This is a genomic window from Mycobacterium appelbergii (assembly GCF_032883035.1).
Classification (GTDB): Bacteria; Actinomycetota; Actinomycetes; order Mycobacteriales; family Mycobacteriaceae; genus Mycobacterium; species Mycobacterium appelbergii.
Map to the genome: position 1 here is coordinate 422,221 of NZ_JAMQTH010000002.1, position 15,060 is coordinate 437,280.

Annotated in this window: 15 protein-coding genes; 4 read left to right on the forward strand and 11 right to left on the reverse strand. The window is 65.4% G+C overall.

Annotated elements, in window-relative coordinates:
- Nucleotides 1–2 precede the first annotated feature (2 nt).
- The 9 genes from M1247_RS06295 to M1247_RS06335 all read right to left on the reverse strand — a co-directional run bounded on the left by M1247_RS06295 (nt 3) and on the right by M1247_RS06335 (nt 9,804).
- Nucleotides 3–1,130 (reverse strand): acetyl-CoA hydrolase/transferase C-terminal domain-containing protein, encoded by a 1,128-nt coding sequence (locus M1247_RS06295; RefSeq protein WP_317155621.1) that lies wholly within the window; start codon nt 1,128–1,130, stop codon nt 3–5.
- 59 nt (nt 1,131–1,189) lie between these two features.
- Entirely contained in the window at nt 1,190–2,347 is a 1,158-nt protein-coding gene (locus M1247_RS06300) for an acyl-CoA dehydrogenase family protein (protein WP_317155412.1), read from the reverse strand.
- A 30-nt stretch (nt 2,348–2,377) separates the two neighbouring features.
- Nucleotides 2,378–2,620 (reverse strand): hypothetical protein, encoded by a 243-nt coding sequence (locus tag M1247_RS06305; protein ID WP_317155413.1) that lies wholly within the window; start codon nt 2,618–2,620, stop codon nt 2,378–2,380.
- Nucleotides 2,617–3,768: an amidohydrolase family protein gene (locus M1247_RS06310; protein ID WP_317155414.1), complete on the reverse strand. Its 1,152-nt coding sequence runs from the start codon at nt 3,766–3,768 to the stop codon at nt 2,617–2,619. The genes M1247_RS06305 and M1247_RS06310 overlap by 4 nt, the downstream gene beginning before the upstream one ends.
- 125 nt (nt 3,769–3,893) lie before the next feature.
- On the reverse strand, nt 3,894–5,051 hold the full coding sequence (locus M1247_RS06315; protein WP_317155415.1) for an acyl-CoA dehydrogenase family protein: 1,158 nt from the start codon (nt 5,049–5,051) through the stop codon (nt 3,894–3,896).
- Nucleotides 5,048–6,553 (reverse strand): class I adenylate-forming enzyme family protein, encoded by a 1,506-nt coding sequence (locus M1247_RS06320; RefSeq protein ID WP_410506819.1) that lies wholly within the window; start codon nt 6,551–6,553, stop codon nt 5,048–5,050. Before M1247_RS06320 ends, M1247_RS06315 begins: the two co-directional genes overlap by 4 nt.
- Nucleotides 6,554–6,557: 4 nt before the next feature.
- Nucleotides 6,558–7,391 (reverse strand): alpha/beta fold hydrolase, encoded by an 834-nt coding sequence (locus M1247_RS06325; RefSeq protein ID WP_317155416.1) that lies wholly within the window; start codon nt 7,389–7,391, stop codon nt 6,558–6,560.
- A gap of 14 nt (nt 7,392–7,405) precedes the next feature.
- Complete coding sequence (locus M1247_RS06330) at nt 7,406–8,626, reverse strand: cytochrome P450 (RefSeq protein WP_317155417.1); 1,221 nt, start codon at nt 8,624–8,626, stop codon at nt 7,406–7,408.
- A 23-nt stretch (nt 8,627–8,649) separates the two neighbouring features.
- Nucleotides 8,650–9,804 (reverse strand): thiolase family protein, encoded by a 1,155-nt coding sequence (locus M1247_RS06335; RefSeq protein WP_317155418.1) that lies wholly within the window; start codon nt 9,802–9,804, stop codon nt 8,650–8,652.
- Nucleotides 9,805–9,938: 134 nt separating this feature from the next.
- Here M1247_RS06335 and M1247_RS06340 point away from each other — a divergent pair, with 134 nt between their 5' ends.
- Nucleotides 9,939–11,438: a class I adenylate-forming enzyme family protein gene (locus M1247_RS06340; protein WP_317155419.1), complete on the forward strand. Its 1,500-nt coding sequence runs from the start codon at nt 9,939–9,941 to the stop codon at nt 11,436–11,438.
- 31 nt (nt 11,439–11,469) lie between these two features.
- Nucleotides 11,470–11,772, forward strand: coding sequence for a hypothetical protein (locus M1247_RS06345; RefSeq protein ID WP_317155420.1), 303 nt, complete (start codon nt 11,470–11,472; stop codon nt 11,770–11,772).
- 89 nt (nt 11,773–11,861) lie between these two features.
- On the opposite strand, the gene M1247_RS06350 is transcribed toward M1247_RS06345, so the two are convergent.
- Entirely contained in the window at nt 11,862–13,097 is a 1,236-nt protein-coding gene (locus M1247_RS06350) for an amidohydrolase family protein (RefSeq protein ID WP_317155421.1), read from the reverse strand.
- A gap of 147 nt (nt 13,098–13,244) precedes the next feature.
- On the opposite strand from M1247_RS06350, the gene M1247_RS06355 reads away from it, so the two are divergent.
- Nucleotides 13,245–13,847, forward strand: a complete 603-nt coding sequence (locus tag M1247_RS06355; protein ID WP_317155422.1) for a TetR/AcrR family transcriptional regulator — start codon at nt 13,245–13,247, stop codon at nt 13,845–13,847.
- 103 nt (nt 13,848–13,950) lie between these two features.
- Here M1247_RS06355 and M1247_RS06360 read toward each other — a convergent pair whose 3' ends face one another.
- Complete coding sequence (locus M1247_RS06360) at nt 13,951–14,634, reverse strand: TetR/AcrR family transcriptional regulator (RefSeq protein ID WP_317155423.1); 684 nt, start codon at nt 14,632–14,634, stop codon at nt 13,951–13,953.
- 123 nt (nt 14,635–14,757) lie between these two features.
- On the opposite strand from M1247_RS06360, the gene M1247_RS06365 reads away from it, so the two are divergent.
- Nucleotides 14,758–15,018: a hypothetical protein gene (locus M1247_RS06365; protein ID WP_317155424.1), complete on the forward strand. Its 261-nt coding sequence runs from the start codon at nt 14,758–14,760 to the stop codon at nt 15,016–15,018.
- Nucleotides 15,019–15,060 lie beyond the last annotated feature (42 nt).

A 15,060-nucleotide genomic window follows, 5' to 3' on the forward strand; every position in this document is an offset into this window, starting at 1 on the left:
CGTTACGAGAACAATTGAGTGATGAGCTGTTTGCGCTGCGCCCAGTCGGCACCGCGCAGATCTGCGTGACCGGATTCGGTGACGATCATGTCCACATCGTGGGCAGGTGTGGACACTGGTCGACTCAGCTGATCCACCAAGGGGGAACGACCTCGCGTCGAGGAGGGGACGGCGATGATCGACAATCCGCCGCAACTCATTCGGGCAGCGGCGCAGTAGTCGGGGTGGCCGCCGATCCCTCCGAACACCTTCTCGCCCACGCCTTCGACATTGACCTGTCCGTACGGGTCGAGTTCGACAGCAGTGTTCACTGCGATCAGCGGTGCGCCCCGCGATAACCGGGTGAAGTCGTGGGTATACGCAAGTCCGTGCAAGATGGGCCGGCCGTCGGCCCAGTCGTACAACTCCGCACCGCCGAAGAGGTAAGTCGCCGACGGGATGCTCGCCAGAAGTCCTCGCCGGTCGAGGTCGACGACGCCATCGGTGAGCATGCCGGTATCGATGTGCAACGGCACCCGGGCCCGCCGAAGCAGGGCGACGCCGAGCTGTCCGGGGCCGTACTGCAGGCGAGCACCATCGGGTATCAGTGCCAGTACCGCGTCGGCCAGCGCATCGTGAACAGGTTCCGGGGCGCGCTGCGGCATGCGGACGGGTCCGTTGCCGACCGTGCCGAGCACCTCGACCTTTGACGGGTCCAACGGCGGTTCAGCCGACGCCCCCGGTGCACTGCTGTCGACAACAGCCAAAGTCCTTGCCCCGCCATCGATCACCGCACGTTTCCAGGACACCTCGGTGCCGAACTGGAGCTGTCCGTCACGGTGAATCAGGCTGGTGAGCAACAGCTGGGGGCGCAGCACGTCGGCGAGGAGGGCAGGGGTGGCGGCCAAACGGCTCGGCAGGAACCGGGCCTTGGGGCTGCGGAGCACGTCGCGCACACCCCAACCGGGCATCAGGGCGATCACCTCGGTGAACGCATCGGCATCCAGGCCGTCCATCGGTTCGGGCAGCCAACCCAGCACCAGTCGCACCGAGCCCACCGCGCGCGCCGCGGCGCTCAGCGTCGCACCGATCGATGTGCCGTCATCGAGGCAACGCAGCTGGCCCACACCGTCGCCGAGGGCGACCGTCATGCCGGGCAGAAGTGCATCACGCAATGCAGCCTCGAGCGTGGCTGCGGTCAAACCAGGCTTCACCGTGGCTCTTTGGGGAGACCCAGAACCCGCTCACCCAGGATATTGCGCTGAATCTCGCTGGTACCGCCCAGAATCGTCTGTGCGTGCCCGACCAGCATGTGGTGGACCAGGTCGGCAGCGTCACCTGAACCCGTTGGATCGGTACACGCGTCGGTGCCCAAAACCTCGGTGGCCATGTCACCCAGGTCCCGGTCGGTCTCCGACGTCATCAGCTTGAGCACCGAGAACGCCGGTGAGGTCAGGTCGCCCGAGTCGATCGCACGCTGCCAAGTGAAGCGCAGCAGCCACATCCGTGCCCACAGCCGCGTCATCGACCGCGACAGCACCGGGTCGAGCAGGTCGCGGTCACGGGCAGCGGCGACCATCTGCTCGTGCAGTTGGAACATCGCCACCGCCTGTGTGCCCAGCGTCAGCCGCTCGCGGCCCAGCGTGACCATCGCCACCGCCCAGCCCTGACCGACCTCACCGATCAGAGCGTCATCGCCCAGTTCAGCGCCGTCCAGAAAGACCTCGTTGAACTTGCTCTCGCCGTCCATCTGAACCAGCGGGCGAACCGTGACACCCGGAGTGCCCATCGGCACGACGAACATCGACAGGCCTCGATGTTTGTCCGGACTGGTGCGGGCGAGCAGCAGACCGTAGTCGGCGGACGCCGCGGCTGAACTCCACACCTTCTGACCGTCGATCCGCCAGCCGTTCTCGGTGTGCTCGGCCCGCGTGCGCACACCAGCCAGATCCGAACCCGCTCCCGGCTCGGAGAAGAGTTGCGTCCAGATGTCGTCGCCGAGTCGGATGCCATCCAGGTAGCGGTCCTTCTGGTCTTGATTCCCGAACTTGATCAGGACCGGGCCGACCAGATCCACCCCGGTGATGTTCAGTTGACGCGGCACACCTGCGCGCGCGCATTCTTCGGCGAACACAGCTTGGTACGCGACAGATGCTGCAGCACCGCCGAACTCGCGTGGCCAGTGCAGGCACGTGTAACCGTGGTCGGCAAGATAGCGGTGCCACAACTGGCCCGGCTCCACATCGGCGGCGGTGGGCGTTGGCCCGTAGTTCCGCAGGCCCACCGGCTTGGGTGCATCGTCCAGAAACTCGCGCACCTGGACGCGCACCTCGTCGATATTCTCGACGAGGTCAGCGGAAGCCGACACGTTTACTCCTTGGCCTCGGCCGGGTGGCGGTCACTTCCCGGCCAGATAGTCGTTGTATTCGTTCCGCGTGGACTCCATGGCATTGAGCCGGCGTTCCAGCAGCGCGATCTCGGCTGGGTCGCCGGAGGCCGCCCTGACCCCGTCGAGCCGGGTCCGGGTGCGGGCGATCTCCTCGACAAGCCGCTCCCGCGCCTCGTCTTTGGTGAGGAGATCCTGATCGGTCCAGTCAGACCGAGGAAGTTGCTCGATCCGCTCCACATCGTCTCCGGTCACGCGGCCCGCGGAAAGTTATAGAAGTCGCGGGCATTCAACTCGACCATGCGATGCACCTCATCGTCGGGCACCTTCTCCAGGGCCTGCGCGGCACGCTCGCGACTCTGCGGCCAGAATGAATCCGAGTGCGGGTAATCGCACTCCCAGGTGATCTTGTCGATGCCGATCATGTGTCGCATCTCCACACCGAAGTCATCCTCGATGAAGCAGCCGTGGATGTGTTTCTTGAACAGATAGCTCGGCGGGTGGTCCTGGTTGATGTTGTTGTAGAAGCGGTGTTTACGCCATACGCTGTCGCAGCGCTCCAGGATGTAGGGGATCCAGCCGATGCCGCCCTCGGACAGGCCGATCTTCAATTTGGGATGGCGATACAGGGTGTTGGAGAACAGCCAGTCCGTCATCGCGGTCATCGACATGGTGCCCATCAGCGTGATGAATACGGCGAACGGAGCATCCGGCGCGATCGGGGGCGGGAATCCGCCGGAACCGAAGTGCTGAGCCAGCACCATGTCGGTCTCTTCCATCGCCGAGAGCACAGGGTCCCAATGATCGGAGTGCACCGACGGCAATCCCAGCCGGTCGGGCAGGTCCGGAAATGTCACGCATTTGGCGCCCTTGGCGGCGACGCGGTGGATCTCCTTGACGCTCGCCTCGACATCCCAGAACGGCAGCATCGCGACCGGGATGAACCGGTCCGGTGCGGTGGCCGCCCACTCGTCGAGGTGGAAGTCGTTCCACGCGGCCGAACACAGCTTGGCGAGTTCCTTGTCCTCACCTTCGGCGAACACGGCGCCGGCGAACCGCGGGAACGACGGGAAGCACGTCATCGCCTGCACACCGTCGATGTCCATATCGGCCACCCGTGCCTTCGGGTCGTAGCAGCCCGGGATCATGTCGTCGTAGCGCACCGGTTCGATGCCGTACTCCTCGGGCTTCTTACCGGCGACGGCGTTGAGGCCGATGTAGGGATAGATCCGGCCCTCGTACTCCCAGACCTGGCACATCGCCTTGGTGTCAGGGCGTTCCCACTCGATGATCTTGGGGCCCGCCTCCAGGTATTTGGAGGGCAGTCGGTCACTCCACACTTTCGGGTGTTCGATCAGGTGATCGTCGACGGAGATCATTTCCATCCAGGGCTGCAGCGGCACAGGTGCCTCCTCGGGGCGGGTTCGGACGGGCCGAGAAAGAGAAAAACATTTAGTTATTTAGCTGTGAGTCTAGTCGCCCCCGGTGGAGGCGGGCAAGCGGATCTTGACGGGGTTGCACGGCGAGGTCAGACCAACTTGATCAACGTGGCCAAGCGGTCCCAGTGTTGGGCCGGTGAGCCGAACAGCACCTCGTCGGTCCGGGCCCGCCTGAGGTAGAGATGCGCTGAATCCTCCCAGGTGAACCCGATGCCGCCGTGAATCTGGACGTTGGCATGGACCGTATTGCGCAGTGCCTCCGAGCACACCGCCTTGGCCATGCTGGCCCGCCAATCCGCTTCGCCGGCGCCGCTGTCCGTGCCGTCGAGAGCCTGCAACGCCGCCTGCGACGCCGACCGGGCCCACTCCAGATCGACCAGCATGTCGGCGCACTTGTGTTTGATCGCCTGGAAGCTGCCGATGGGGCGGCCGAACTGTTCTCGGGTGCGCGCGTAAGCGGTCGCGTTCTCGAGCACCCGCTCGCACGCGCCGACCTGCTCGGCTGACAGCACCGCAATCGCCACGTTGACATTGCGCTCGATGACCTCGTCGACGGGTTCCGCGCCGGACAGGCGAACCGCACGGGCTGCGCGCAGTGTCATGGTGGCCATCGGTCTGGTGCCGTCGAGCACGTCTTCGGGCTGTACGACGACGGTTTCGTCCGCCGGGTCGAGGAGGAACACCGCGGGTTCGCCGTCCTCGGCGTTGGCGACCACCACGAGATCGTCGGCGACGGCGCCGCCGAGCACATGTTGTGCGGTGCCGTTGATGCGCCATTCGTCATTGCTGCGAATCGCCCTCAGCGTCACCGCATTCCGGTGCCAGAGCCCTCCGTCGCCGGTGAGTGCTGCTGCGGCGGTGCGCCCGCCCTCGGCGAGACCGGCGAGCCGCTTGTCGGCGTCGGGATCGCCCTCGCCCAGGTCGAGCAGCAGGCCCGTCGCCAGCACCGTGGAACTGACGAACGGTACCGGCGCCAGCGCGCGGCCCAATTCGTGGGCCACCACGCCAAGCGCCGACGCGCCATAACCGGCGCCCCCCAGATGTTCGGGCAGCGCGATAGCGGCCACCCCGACCTGGTTGCACAACGCGTCCCAGAGGGACGGGTCGAAACCGGAGCCGCCCTTCCTGTCGTCGCCGGCCTCGCCGTAGGCGACGGCACGCACCCGCTCCTCGGACGCCATCCGTTCGCAGGCGGCACGTACCGACTGTGCGAGTTCCTGACGCTCGTCGTCCGCCAACGCGGTCATCGGGTTCCTCCTGTGATCTGCCGGGCCAGTTCGGATTTGGCGACCTTGCCTAACCCGGTCAGTGGGAACTCGTCGACCAGGACGAGCCGTTCCGGCCACTTCTGCTTCATCAGTCCGCGCTCGTCGAGGAAGCTGCACAGCTCATCGAGGGTGACCTCGCGGTGCCGCGGCGAGCGCCGCACCACCGCGCACACCAGCTCACCGCGCAGTTCGTCAGGCTGGCCCAGCACCGCGATCTCGTCGACGAGCGGATGCGCGAGCAGCTCGTTCTCGATCTCGTCGGGCGCGATGTTCTCGCCCTTGCGGATGATCAGATCCTTGGTGCGACCGGTGACCACGATGCGACCGTCCGGACGCAGGTGGCCGCGGTCTCCGGTGCGGAACCAGCCGTCGGCGGTCAGGGCCCGGTCCCAATGTTCGGAGTCGACATAGCCCGGTGTCAGGTTCCCCCCGCGTAACTCGATCTCGCCGGCCGGCCCGATCCGGACCTGCGATCCGGGGATCGGCCGTCCCGCGCTGTTGGCGAGTTGTTCGTCCGAGTCGGTCGTCTCACTGACGCAGACCATCGGAGCCTCGGTCATGCCATACGCGTGCACCACCGGGATGCGCAGCTGCCTGCGTACCTGCCGGTGTACCTCCGGTGGGCAGGCCGCGCCCCCACCGATCAGCATCCGTAGTGACGGCATCAGCAGTTCGTCTGTCGGAGTGGTGTTTTGGGCGGCAACGAGCATCTGGTAAAAAGCGGTGCTGGCGCCGGTCACCGTCACGCGGTGCTCGGCGAGCAGGCCGGGCAGGCTCTCGGTGACCTTCGGGACCAACAGCACCGGGAAATCACCGAGCAACGCGGCCGCGAGATAGACCATCCCGCCTACGTGTGCGATGGGGAAGGCGATGGTGCCGACCTCCTGCGGATGACTGCCCACCCCGAGGTGGGTGACATAACCGCGGGCGGCGCTGAGCAGGGTGGCGTCGGTGTGCTTGACGCCCTTGGGGCGACCGGTGGTGCCCGATGTGAAATACACCCAGTGCGGGTCTGTCGAGCTGCGCGCGCCGTTCGAATCCGGTTCCGGCGCTGCCTGCACAATGTCGAGCAGGTTTTCGGGCAGGAGGACGGTAGGTACGTGTGCGGGAGCATTATCCGCTGTCGTCTTGTCTACCAACAGGATATCGGCTCGAGCGACGTCGAGTGCCGTGCACACCTCGCGCTGACGGTAGAGGTGCAGCACCGGGGCCTGGGTGACCGGCATGCGGGACAGCGCCAGCATCACCACGGCTGCCGTGACATGCGAGGGTAACTGCCACGCGACGGTCATACCGGGCCGCACACCGGCGTCGCGCAGCCATCGGGTGGCCTCCGAAGAGAGTGCAGCAACGTGAGCCACCGTCAGCGTCACTCCGTCGGTGTCGCGTAACAGTGGCCGGTCCGGCCGCGCGGTCGCACATTCGTCCAGCAGACCGGCGACGCTGACTGCCGGCACCGGCTGCCGCTCTTGGGTATTCACCGGCTCAGCCGCCCAGGAACTGGCGAATCAGGGCCGCGGTCTGCTCGGGACGATCCAGCATCACATACGTGGACGAGCCGGCGATCCGCTCCAGTCTCGCGTTCGGGAAAGCATCGGCCAGTCGCCGGGCGTGGGACAGGGGAAACATATCGTCGGCGTCACCCCAGGTGAACAGAACCGGTTTGGTCCACTCCTCGATGGCACCTGCGGCCGCCATGGTGTGGCGGGGTTGCAGGTCCGCGGTGAAACGCACTGCGTCACGACGAACGGCCGCGGACGACAGGAAGCCGCCGAAGATCGCGGCGCGGCGATCGGCGTCGATGCCGTCCTTGGTGACGGCCCCGATGAAGACCTTCAGGCCGGGCGGGGTGGTCAGCAACCGCATCAACGCCGCGCCGACGAAGCGGTTCAGTCGGCACAGCCGCACCATCGGGGCGAAGCCGGCGGGCGGGAAGTGTTCGTAGCTGTCGCAGTTGGTGAATACCAGTTGCGACACCCGGCTCCAGTCCAGCCCCTTCGCCCCCAGCGCCGCCAACACGATGCCACCGCCGGTGTCGTTGGCCACCAGCGTCACGTCGGACAGGTCCAACGCCTCGAGCAGCGCCGGAATGCGCCGCCCGGCCGCTTCGACCGAGAGGTCGACCGCTTCTCCGAGTGGGGTGCGCTGCGCGCCGAACGGCCAGGTCGGAGCAATGCACCGATGTGTGTCGGACAGTCGGCGGGCAACGTCATCCCACAGGGCCCCGGTCACATACGCGCCGTGCACGAACACCACCGGTGGGCCGGTGCCGGATTCGGTGTACGCGATCGTGGCCCCGTCCACGTGCACCGTGGACACGGATACCTCCAACGTCAGCTCGCCCGCGGGCCTGGAGTGAACTTGACCGGCAGCTGCCGTACGGCGTACACCTCGCCGGCGTCTTCGAAGAACTTGGGCTCGCCGTCCAGTTCGAAGTCCGGGAGGCGCTTCAGTATCTGGGTGACCAGGACATCGAACATCATCTTGGCGTAGTGCGATCCCAGGCAGCGGTGCATTCCGATGCCGAATGCCATGTGCTTCTTGGCGTTCGGCCGGTCGAGGTCCAGCGCGTTGGGATTCTCGAACATGGCCGGGTCGCGGTTCGCTCCCGCCCACATCAGGATCGCCCGGTCACCCTGGCACAGCTGCTGGCCGTGGAACTCCGCGTCCCGCGATACCGTGCGTGCCAGCCCGAGCGTGGGGGTGTACAGCCGCAGCAGTTCGTCGGTGGACTTCTTGATCAGGCTGGGATCGTCGATGAACTTCTTCCGCAGCTCGGTGTCCTCGCACAGGCGACGCAGCACGTTGCCGGTGAAGCCGCTGGTGGTGTCCATACCGCCCAGCATCATCAGCACCGTGTACATGGTGATCTGGCCGTCATCGAGCGGCTTACCGTCCACCTGGCCACGCAATATGTCGCTGAACAGGTCGTCGCCGAGACCCTCGGCACGCCGCTGCTCCATGTGTTTGACGATCTCGCCGAACATCTCCATGCCCGAGATCCCGGCTTTTTCAGGGTCGGACGCGCGATCGTGGACGACGCTGTGCACCCAGTGCACCCAGTCCATGGCACGCGATTCGTCGAAGTTCAGCAAGCGCAGAATCAAGCGGGCAGGCAGCGGCGTGGTGAGCTCGGTCACCAGATCGCAATGGCCACGCTCGATGAACGCGTCGATCGCCTCGTTGGTCATCTCGATTGCGGCATCACGGAACCGTTCGGCGGATCCGGGGGAGAACCGTTTGAGGGTGACCTCGCGCAGCTGCTGGGTCTCCGGCGGATCGGATTCGATCGGCAGGATTGGCAGCGGCAGCTCGCTCGCGGGCACACCGACCGATGGGTAGGAGTTGAACAATGCGTCGTCGCGGGCGGCTTCGAAGACCGAGGCATAGTCGGTGAGCGCCCAGAATCCTTCGTAGTGATCGGAATGCGCAACCGGACAGCCGGATTCGCGCATCTGCCGGAACTTTCCGAGAGGATCGTCGCGGAACTCGGGCGAATGGTGATCGAGGTCGACCGTGGCGCGCGGACGCGATTCGGCCTGGATGTCGGTCATCGGGTACTGCTCCCTTCGTCGGGCTATCTGGACAGGATGGCGACGGCGGCGGTTCCGGGCGCCCCGTACAGCTGAGCGAGCCCGACCTGTGGGTCATCGGGCACTTGACGCTCCCCGGCCGTACCGCGCAATTGCTGTACGAGTTCGTAGATCTGGCGCAGACCGGATGCACCGACCGGCTCCCCGTTGGCGAGCAGGCCGCCGTCGGTGTTGATCGGCAGCCTGCCGCCGATCTTGGTGGCCCCGTCGGCAAGCAGCGCTTCCTGCTCGCCGTCCTTGCACAGCCCGGTCTCGGCCATGTGGATGATCTCCGAGCCGGAGTCGGTGTCCTGCAGCTGTGCGACGTCGATATCGTCGGGACCGATGCCGGCCAGTTCGTATGCCGCCGCGGCGGCTTCCGCGGTGGTGCCGGGCACGATGGGCAGCTCGATCGACGTCCGCAGCAGTTCGTAGGCTCCTTCACGACGGCTGCGCAGGGCCGTCGAACGCAGGTAGATCGGTGTGTCGGTGTACTGCTTGGCTTTGTCGGCCCGGCAGACCACCACGGCGGCGGCGCCCTCGTTCGGGTTGCAGTACATGTACTGGCGCAGCGGCGCGTTCACCACTGGTGAATCGAGGATCGCCTCGACGCTCATCGGCTTGCGCCGCCAGGCGTGCGGTGCCAGCGCGCCGTTGTCGAAGTTCTTGGCCGCTACCCGGGCGAGTGTCTCTTCGCTGATGCCGTGATCGTGCATGTAGCGCGTGATCTTGGTGCCGAAGTAGTGGGTGGTCAGGAACATGCCCTGATCGCCGTACCACTGAGGCAGCCCGGATACCGACGGGTCGGCGCCGAAGGCGCCGCGGGGGTGCTTGTCCAGGCCGACGCCGACCGCGATGTCGGCCTCTCCGAGTTGAACGTCACGGGCCGCCAGTGTCAGCAGGGAGTTCCCGGTGGCGCAGCCGCTGAGAGTCGCTCGCGCCGGAAGACCGGTCATGCCGGCCAGCCCGGTGACCGCCTCGGGGTTGGCCACCTCCAGACTGCCTGCATAGAGGCTGCCCACGTCCGACCATTGCGCCCCGGCGTCACGCAGTGCCCTGCTGATGGCCACGGCGCCCATCTCCAGCGCAGAGCGGTCCTCGTACCGCCCGAACGGATGGAGTCCGACGCCGATGATAGCGATATCGGGCGTGCTGCTCATTGTGCTCCTGAGGTGTGCTTTGACTTGAGTACGCTAACTCTATAACTATATAGCTGATTCTCGGCCTCCGGGTCTAGAATCGCGTCATCGCCAGCCGGCGGTGGACTGGTCGGCAAGCGTGAAAGCGGAGGACGTTGAGTATCTCGTTGCTTCTTGAGATGGCTGTTTCGGGCGATCCGGACCGGGTTGCCCTCGTGGACGGCGATATTCGGCTGACCACGGCCGCGCTGAGCCAACTCGCCGATGGCGGCGCGGGTGTGGTGGCCGCCTCGGGGGCGTCGCACGTCGCCTATGTCGGCACCGGGGGTGCGATGCTGCCGCTGCTGATGTTCTCGGCAGCACGCGCCAACGTTGCGTTCACCCCGCTGAATTACCGGCTGAGCGCCGACGGGCTGGGTCAGCTTGTCGACCGGCTGGCCGACCCGTTGATCGTGGTCGAAGACGACTATCGCGATATGGTCGCCGTGGCAGGGGCTCGCGTACTGAGCCCAGAAGAGTTCATGGCCTCCGCGCGATCCGCGGAGCCCGTTCCGGAGTTCGCCGATCCCGACGGTGTGGCGGTCGTACTGTTCACCTCGGGGACCACGTCGCGGCCCAAAGCCGTTGAGCTGACGCATAACAATCTCACCAGCTACATCACCGGAACCGTTGAGTTCGGTGCGGCCGACCCGTCGGACGTGGCGCTGGTATGTGTGCCGCCGTATCACATCGCCGGAGTCATGTCCGCGCTGTCGAACCTCTATGCCGGTCGGACAGTCGTGTACCTGCGCCGGTTCGATCCGCGTGAATGGGTGCGTCTGGTAGCCGACGAGCGGGTCACCACCGCGACCGTGGTGCCGACCATGCTGGACCGCATCGTGTCGGTTTTGGAGCAGCAAGCCACCGAGCTGTCGACGCTGCGCAGCCTGGCCTATGGTGGATCGAAGGTGCCACAGCCGCTGGTGCGCAAGGCGCTTGATCTGCTCCCACACGTCGGCTTCGTCAATGCCTACGGGCTGACCGAGACCAGCTCGACCATTGCGGTGCTGACCCCGGACGACCATCGCCAGGCGCACGGCGCCCACGATGACGCCGTGGCCCGGCGGTTGAGCTCGGTCGGACGTCCGGTCCCCGACATCGAGGTGCAGGTCCGCGCGGACGACGGCACGGTGCTCGGACCCGGTGAGACCGGCGAACTGTTCGTGCGCGGCCCGCAGGTGTCGGGCCGGTACGCCGAGATCGGTTCGGTGCTCGACGCGCAAGGGTGGTTCCCGACCAGGGACATCGCGATGGTCGACGACGAGGGCTACCTGTTCATCGGCGGCCGGTCCGACGACACCATCATCCGTGGCGGAGAGAACATCGCCCCTTCGGAGATCGAGGACGTGCTGGTCGAGCATCCCGACGTCCGCGAGGTCGCGGTCGTGGGCCTGGAGGACGCCGAATGGGGCCAGATCATCGTCGCGGTGATCGTGCCCGAGCCCGATCGCGATCCAGCACCCGAGCAACTGCGCGAATTCGCCCGCGCGAAACTGCGCGGGTCGCGCACTCCCGACCGCATCGTGTTTCGCGAGCAATTGCCGACCACCCCGACCGGCAAGGTGTTGCGCCGCGAGATCCTGGACGACCTCAGGGTCGCCGCCGCTGAGCAATGAATAGTTTCACCGGAAAAGCAAGGAGCACAACATGATCAAGAATGGCACCCGGTTGCAGAGCCAGGTATGTGACACCCAGGTGATCGTTGTCAAGGCCAGTGAGAGCCTCGACGATCTGCGCTGCGGCGGTCAGCCCATGGTTCCGATGGGCGCCGATCGACCGGTCGGCGCCTCGCCGGACCCGGCCTTTGCCGACGGTAACGCGATGGGTAAACGCTATGTCGACGACGCCGACGCCGAGGTGCTGGTCACCAAGGCCGGCGCAGGAACCCTCACCGTCGGCACGGTCACGCTGGCGCTCAAGGAAGCCAAACCACTGCCCGCCAGCGACTGATCGATCGCACCGATCTCTCGCGAACAGACGCGAAAACCCCCATTTCCGCCCATTTTCGGGGGTTTTCGCGTCTTCTCGCGCCGGAATGATTAGGCGTTCGCCAGCACCGGCGGCTTCACGGCTTGGGGGTCGGGGTTGGCGATCGGCAGGCCCATGAATCGCCGGGCATTGTCACCCATGAAGTCGTAGGTGCGCCGCACATCCATGCCCTCGGCATACTTGAAATAGCCCTTCGGGGTTGCGAGGCCTTCGGGATGCGGCCAGTCCGAACCGAACAGCACTTTGTCCCACCCGACGGTTTTGACGACGTCGGCCACCGAGCCCTCCCAGAACGGGCTGACCCAGATGTTGCGGCGGAAGACATCGTGTGGATGCTCGGGAAAGTTCTGCGGCATCTTGCCGTAAGTCGACGCCAGATCGTCGAAGAGCGGCTGGATCCACGAGCTGCCGTTCTCCACGCTGGCGATCCGCAGCTTCGGGAACCGGGTCAGGGTGCCGTGGCAGATCAGGCTGGTCAGCATGTCGGCAATCTCGCGGTGTCCCAACGCCGTCCACTTGAATGCCGACATCTCGAACGCGCTACTGGTGGTGGGTGGCTCCCACATGTCGATGTACTCCTGCAGCGGGGGCTGGCTGGCATGGAGCACGATCGGCAGCCCGGCGTCCTCGACGTCGCGCCAGAACGGATCGAACTCGGGCAGGGCCGGCGAACGCCAGCCTTTGTAGCCCTTGACCGGTGCAGGTTTGATCAGGGCCACCTTGGCGCCGTTTTCCAAGATGTACTCGAGCTCCCGGCGGCCTTCGTCGACGATGCCCAGGTTGATCACCGGCGTGGAGTAGATCCGGTCGGCGTGGCTGAATCCCCAGTGCTCGAGCATCCACTGATTGAGGGCGTGGATGATTGCCGCCGTCAACTCGGGATCCTCCGCGGAGGAATGCTCGACGAGGTTGGCCAGCGTGGGGTAGTTCAGGCACGCATCGACGCCTTGACCGTTGAGCTCGGCGATCCGGTCCTCGGGGTTGCGGGCGCCGGGGGGCGTGTCGATGCCACGTCCGGACATCTCGCGCATCGTCAAGCCCTCGGGGTTCTGGCCCGAGTAGAACTTCTCGTGCGCACCGGGGGCAGCGACCCGCTCGAACGTCGGATTCGGCATGTAGTCGGTGATCTTGTTCAGGATCGCGATCCTGGTGTGCCTGCCCATCTGCACGAACTGGACTGCCCTTTTGTACTGCTCGGGCAGGTACTTGAGGAGCGCCTCCGGCGTCTCGTACATGTGCTGGTCGGCATCGAAAATCGGAGCATCCGTGAACTGGGCCTGTGTCATCGCCGTCTTTCTCCCTCAACTCGAAGTGGCTCAGTTAGAGCATCGCCCATACTTGACACTACTGTCAAGTAGTCCTCTAAAAGGTGTAACGAATCGTGTTGAACTGGGATGCTTGAACTTGACAGTTACGTCATATATGGTCGCTCCATGACGGTGATCTCGGGTGCAGCGACGGATACGCAACCGGACGGCAGTCGCGGTGAACGCACCCGGTCGGCCATATTGGAAGCCAGCCGTCGGCTGTTCCTGGAGCGTGGCTACGCCGGCACGCCGATCAACGCGATCACCGAGGCGTGTGGCATCTCGCGGGCCGGCTTCTACACGTATTTCAAGGACAAGCGGGAGATTTTCAACGTTCTGGGCAAGACTGCATACCGCGAGGTTCTGGCTGTCATTGCCGAGTGGGCAGGGGCCGATAAACCGTTGGGTGCGAACGACATTCGGATCTGGGTCGGCCACTACTTCGACTACATGGACCACCACGGGGCGTTCGTGCTGGCCTCCACGCAATCGGCGCCCGATGACGACGCGTTCCGAAACTCCCGCAACCGCATGGTGTCCCGCGCGTCGTGGAAGCTGGGTCAGGCCATCGCCGGCGACGGCGAGCACTCGCCGGACGTCATCGGCGTCACGGTGATGGGATTGCTCGATCGCGCCTGGCACACGGTGCACCGGCAGACAGTGGCCGTCGAGCGCGACGAGATGATCGCCGTCGTGGCCGAGATGATCGTCCCGATGGTGCGCCGATAAGCCCGCATGCTCGACTGCATCATGGCTCGGGTGCACGGCTCTCGGGGAATAGTATTCCCTTTGCGTGCTGAATTGTGCGGGAACGCCATTCCCGTTATGGTACCTATATCACCGAGGCCGATCTCAACGTCGACGGTGGTTCAGGCTTTCGGTAAAGCTCACCGAGCGGCGATCGCCGCCGGGCCGGCAGGCGCACCGGTGGTGCGGAGAGTCCGGTCAACACCAGCGCTACCACCTGGTCGCGAACCTCGGTGAAGTCGGTGTCCAGGCGACCACGGATGCGTGCCTCGACGTGACGCACGGCGATTGCATGAATGGCGAAGGAGTCGAATTCGGGCCGGGCGTTGGGCAGGGTGCCGTCGGCCAGTCCCGCGGACAGTGCGGCGGTGAGCACCTCGCGGTGGCGGGCATAGGTGGCTTCGAGACCCGCGCCCATGCCCGGAGCGCCGGCCACCTCCGAGGACATGAACGCCAGCGCGTCGCGGAATCGTGTTTCCCGCCAGCCGATGCTCAGGTAGTCCTCGATCCAGGCGGTGACGGCCGCTGACGGGGTTTCGGCAGAACTGACGGCCTTGCGCAGGTCGGTCAGGATCAGGTCGCCCGCCCACTCCTGCATCGCGATGATCAGGTCGTCCTTCGAGGCGAAGTGCCGGTAGAAGATCCGCCGGTTAACTCCCGCCGCTTGCAGGATCCTCTCGATTGATGTGCTCGCCGTGGGCGAGGTGGTGCCGCTGATCAACCGGTACGCAGCACGCATGATCGCATCGCGCTCGGACTGGTTACTCATATGTGCACTCCACCTCCGGAGAATCCAATTCCCAAAATACACGGGTGTTGTGTGGGAATGGCATTCCCGATACCGTCTGAGTGTGCCCGGAAGGCCGCAGATGTCACAACGAAGGGAGTAGGCATGCCCGTGCACATCTTGATTTTCAATACGGTGTCGGTGGTCGGCGCCCTCATGCTCATTACCCACTTCGTCACGCTGAGTCGGCGTCAGCACCGCATCCATCCCGGAGTGTGGGCGATGGTTGGCAGCTTCTCGATCTTCTGGCATGAAGGGCCGTACGCCTTTGCCGGATTCTGCAATTACTGTCCCGCGCGGTTTGGGACCGCTGGGTGCACCAGGGCGACCATGCCGAGGGTGCCGACCGAGCCTGTCGCCCAGTAAATACAACAGTGAATCCCTCACCATCCCGGCACAACCCCAGCC

What these genes read in the sequence shown, in the direction of transcription:
- M1247_RS06360 (WP_317155423.1), bottom strand. Translation starts at nt 14,634, where the DNA reads ATGAGTAACCAGTCCGAGCGCGATGCGATCATGCGTGCTGCGTACCGG.
- M1247_RS06295 (WP_317155621.1), bottom strand. Translation starts at nt 1,130, where the DNA reads ATGACGGTCGCCCTCGGCGACGGTGTGGGCCAGCTGCGTTGCCTCGAT.
- M1247_RS06350 (WP_317155421.1), bottom strand. Translation starts at nt 13,097, where the DNA reads ATGACACAGGCCCAGTTCACGGATGCTCCGATTTTCGATGCCGACCAG.
- M1247_RS06355 (WP_317155422.1), top strand. Translation starts at nt 13,245, where the DNA reads ATGACGGTGATCTCGGGTGCAGCGACGGATACGCAACCGGACGGCAGT.
- M1247_RS06315 (WP_317155415.1), bottom strand. Translation starts at nt 5,051, where the DNA reads ATGACCGCGTTGGCGGACGACGAGCGTCAGGAACTCGCACAGTCGGTA.
- M1247_RS06365 (WP_317155424.1), top strand. Translation starts at nt 14,758, where the DNA reads ATGCCCGTGCACATCTTGATTTTCAATACGGTGTCGGTGGTCGGCGCC.
- M1247_RS06345 (WP_317155420.1), top strand. Translation starts at nt 11,470, where the DNA reads ATGATCAAGAATGGCACCCGGTTGCAGAGCCAGGTATGTGACACCCAG.
- M1247_RS06330 (WP_317155417.1), bottom strand. Translation starts at nt 8,626, where the DNA reads ATGACCGACATCCAGGCCGAATCGCGTCCGCGCGCCACGGTCGACCTC.
- M1247_RS06335 (WP_317155418.1), bottom strand. Translation starts at nt 9,804, where the DNA reads ATGAGCAGCACGCCCGATATCGCTATCATCGGCGTCGGACTCCATCCG.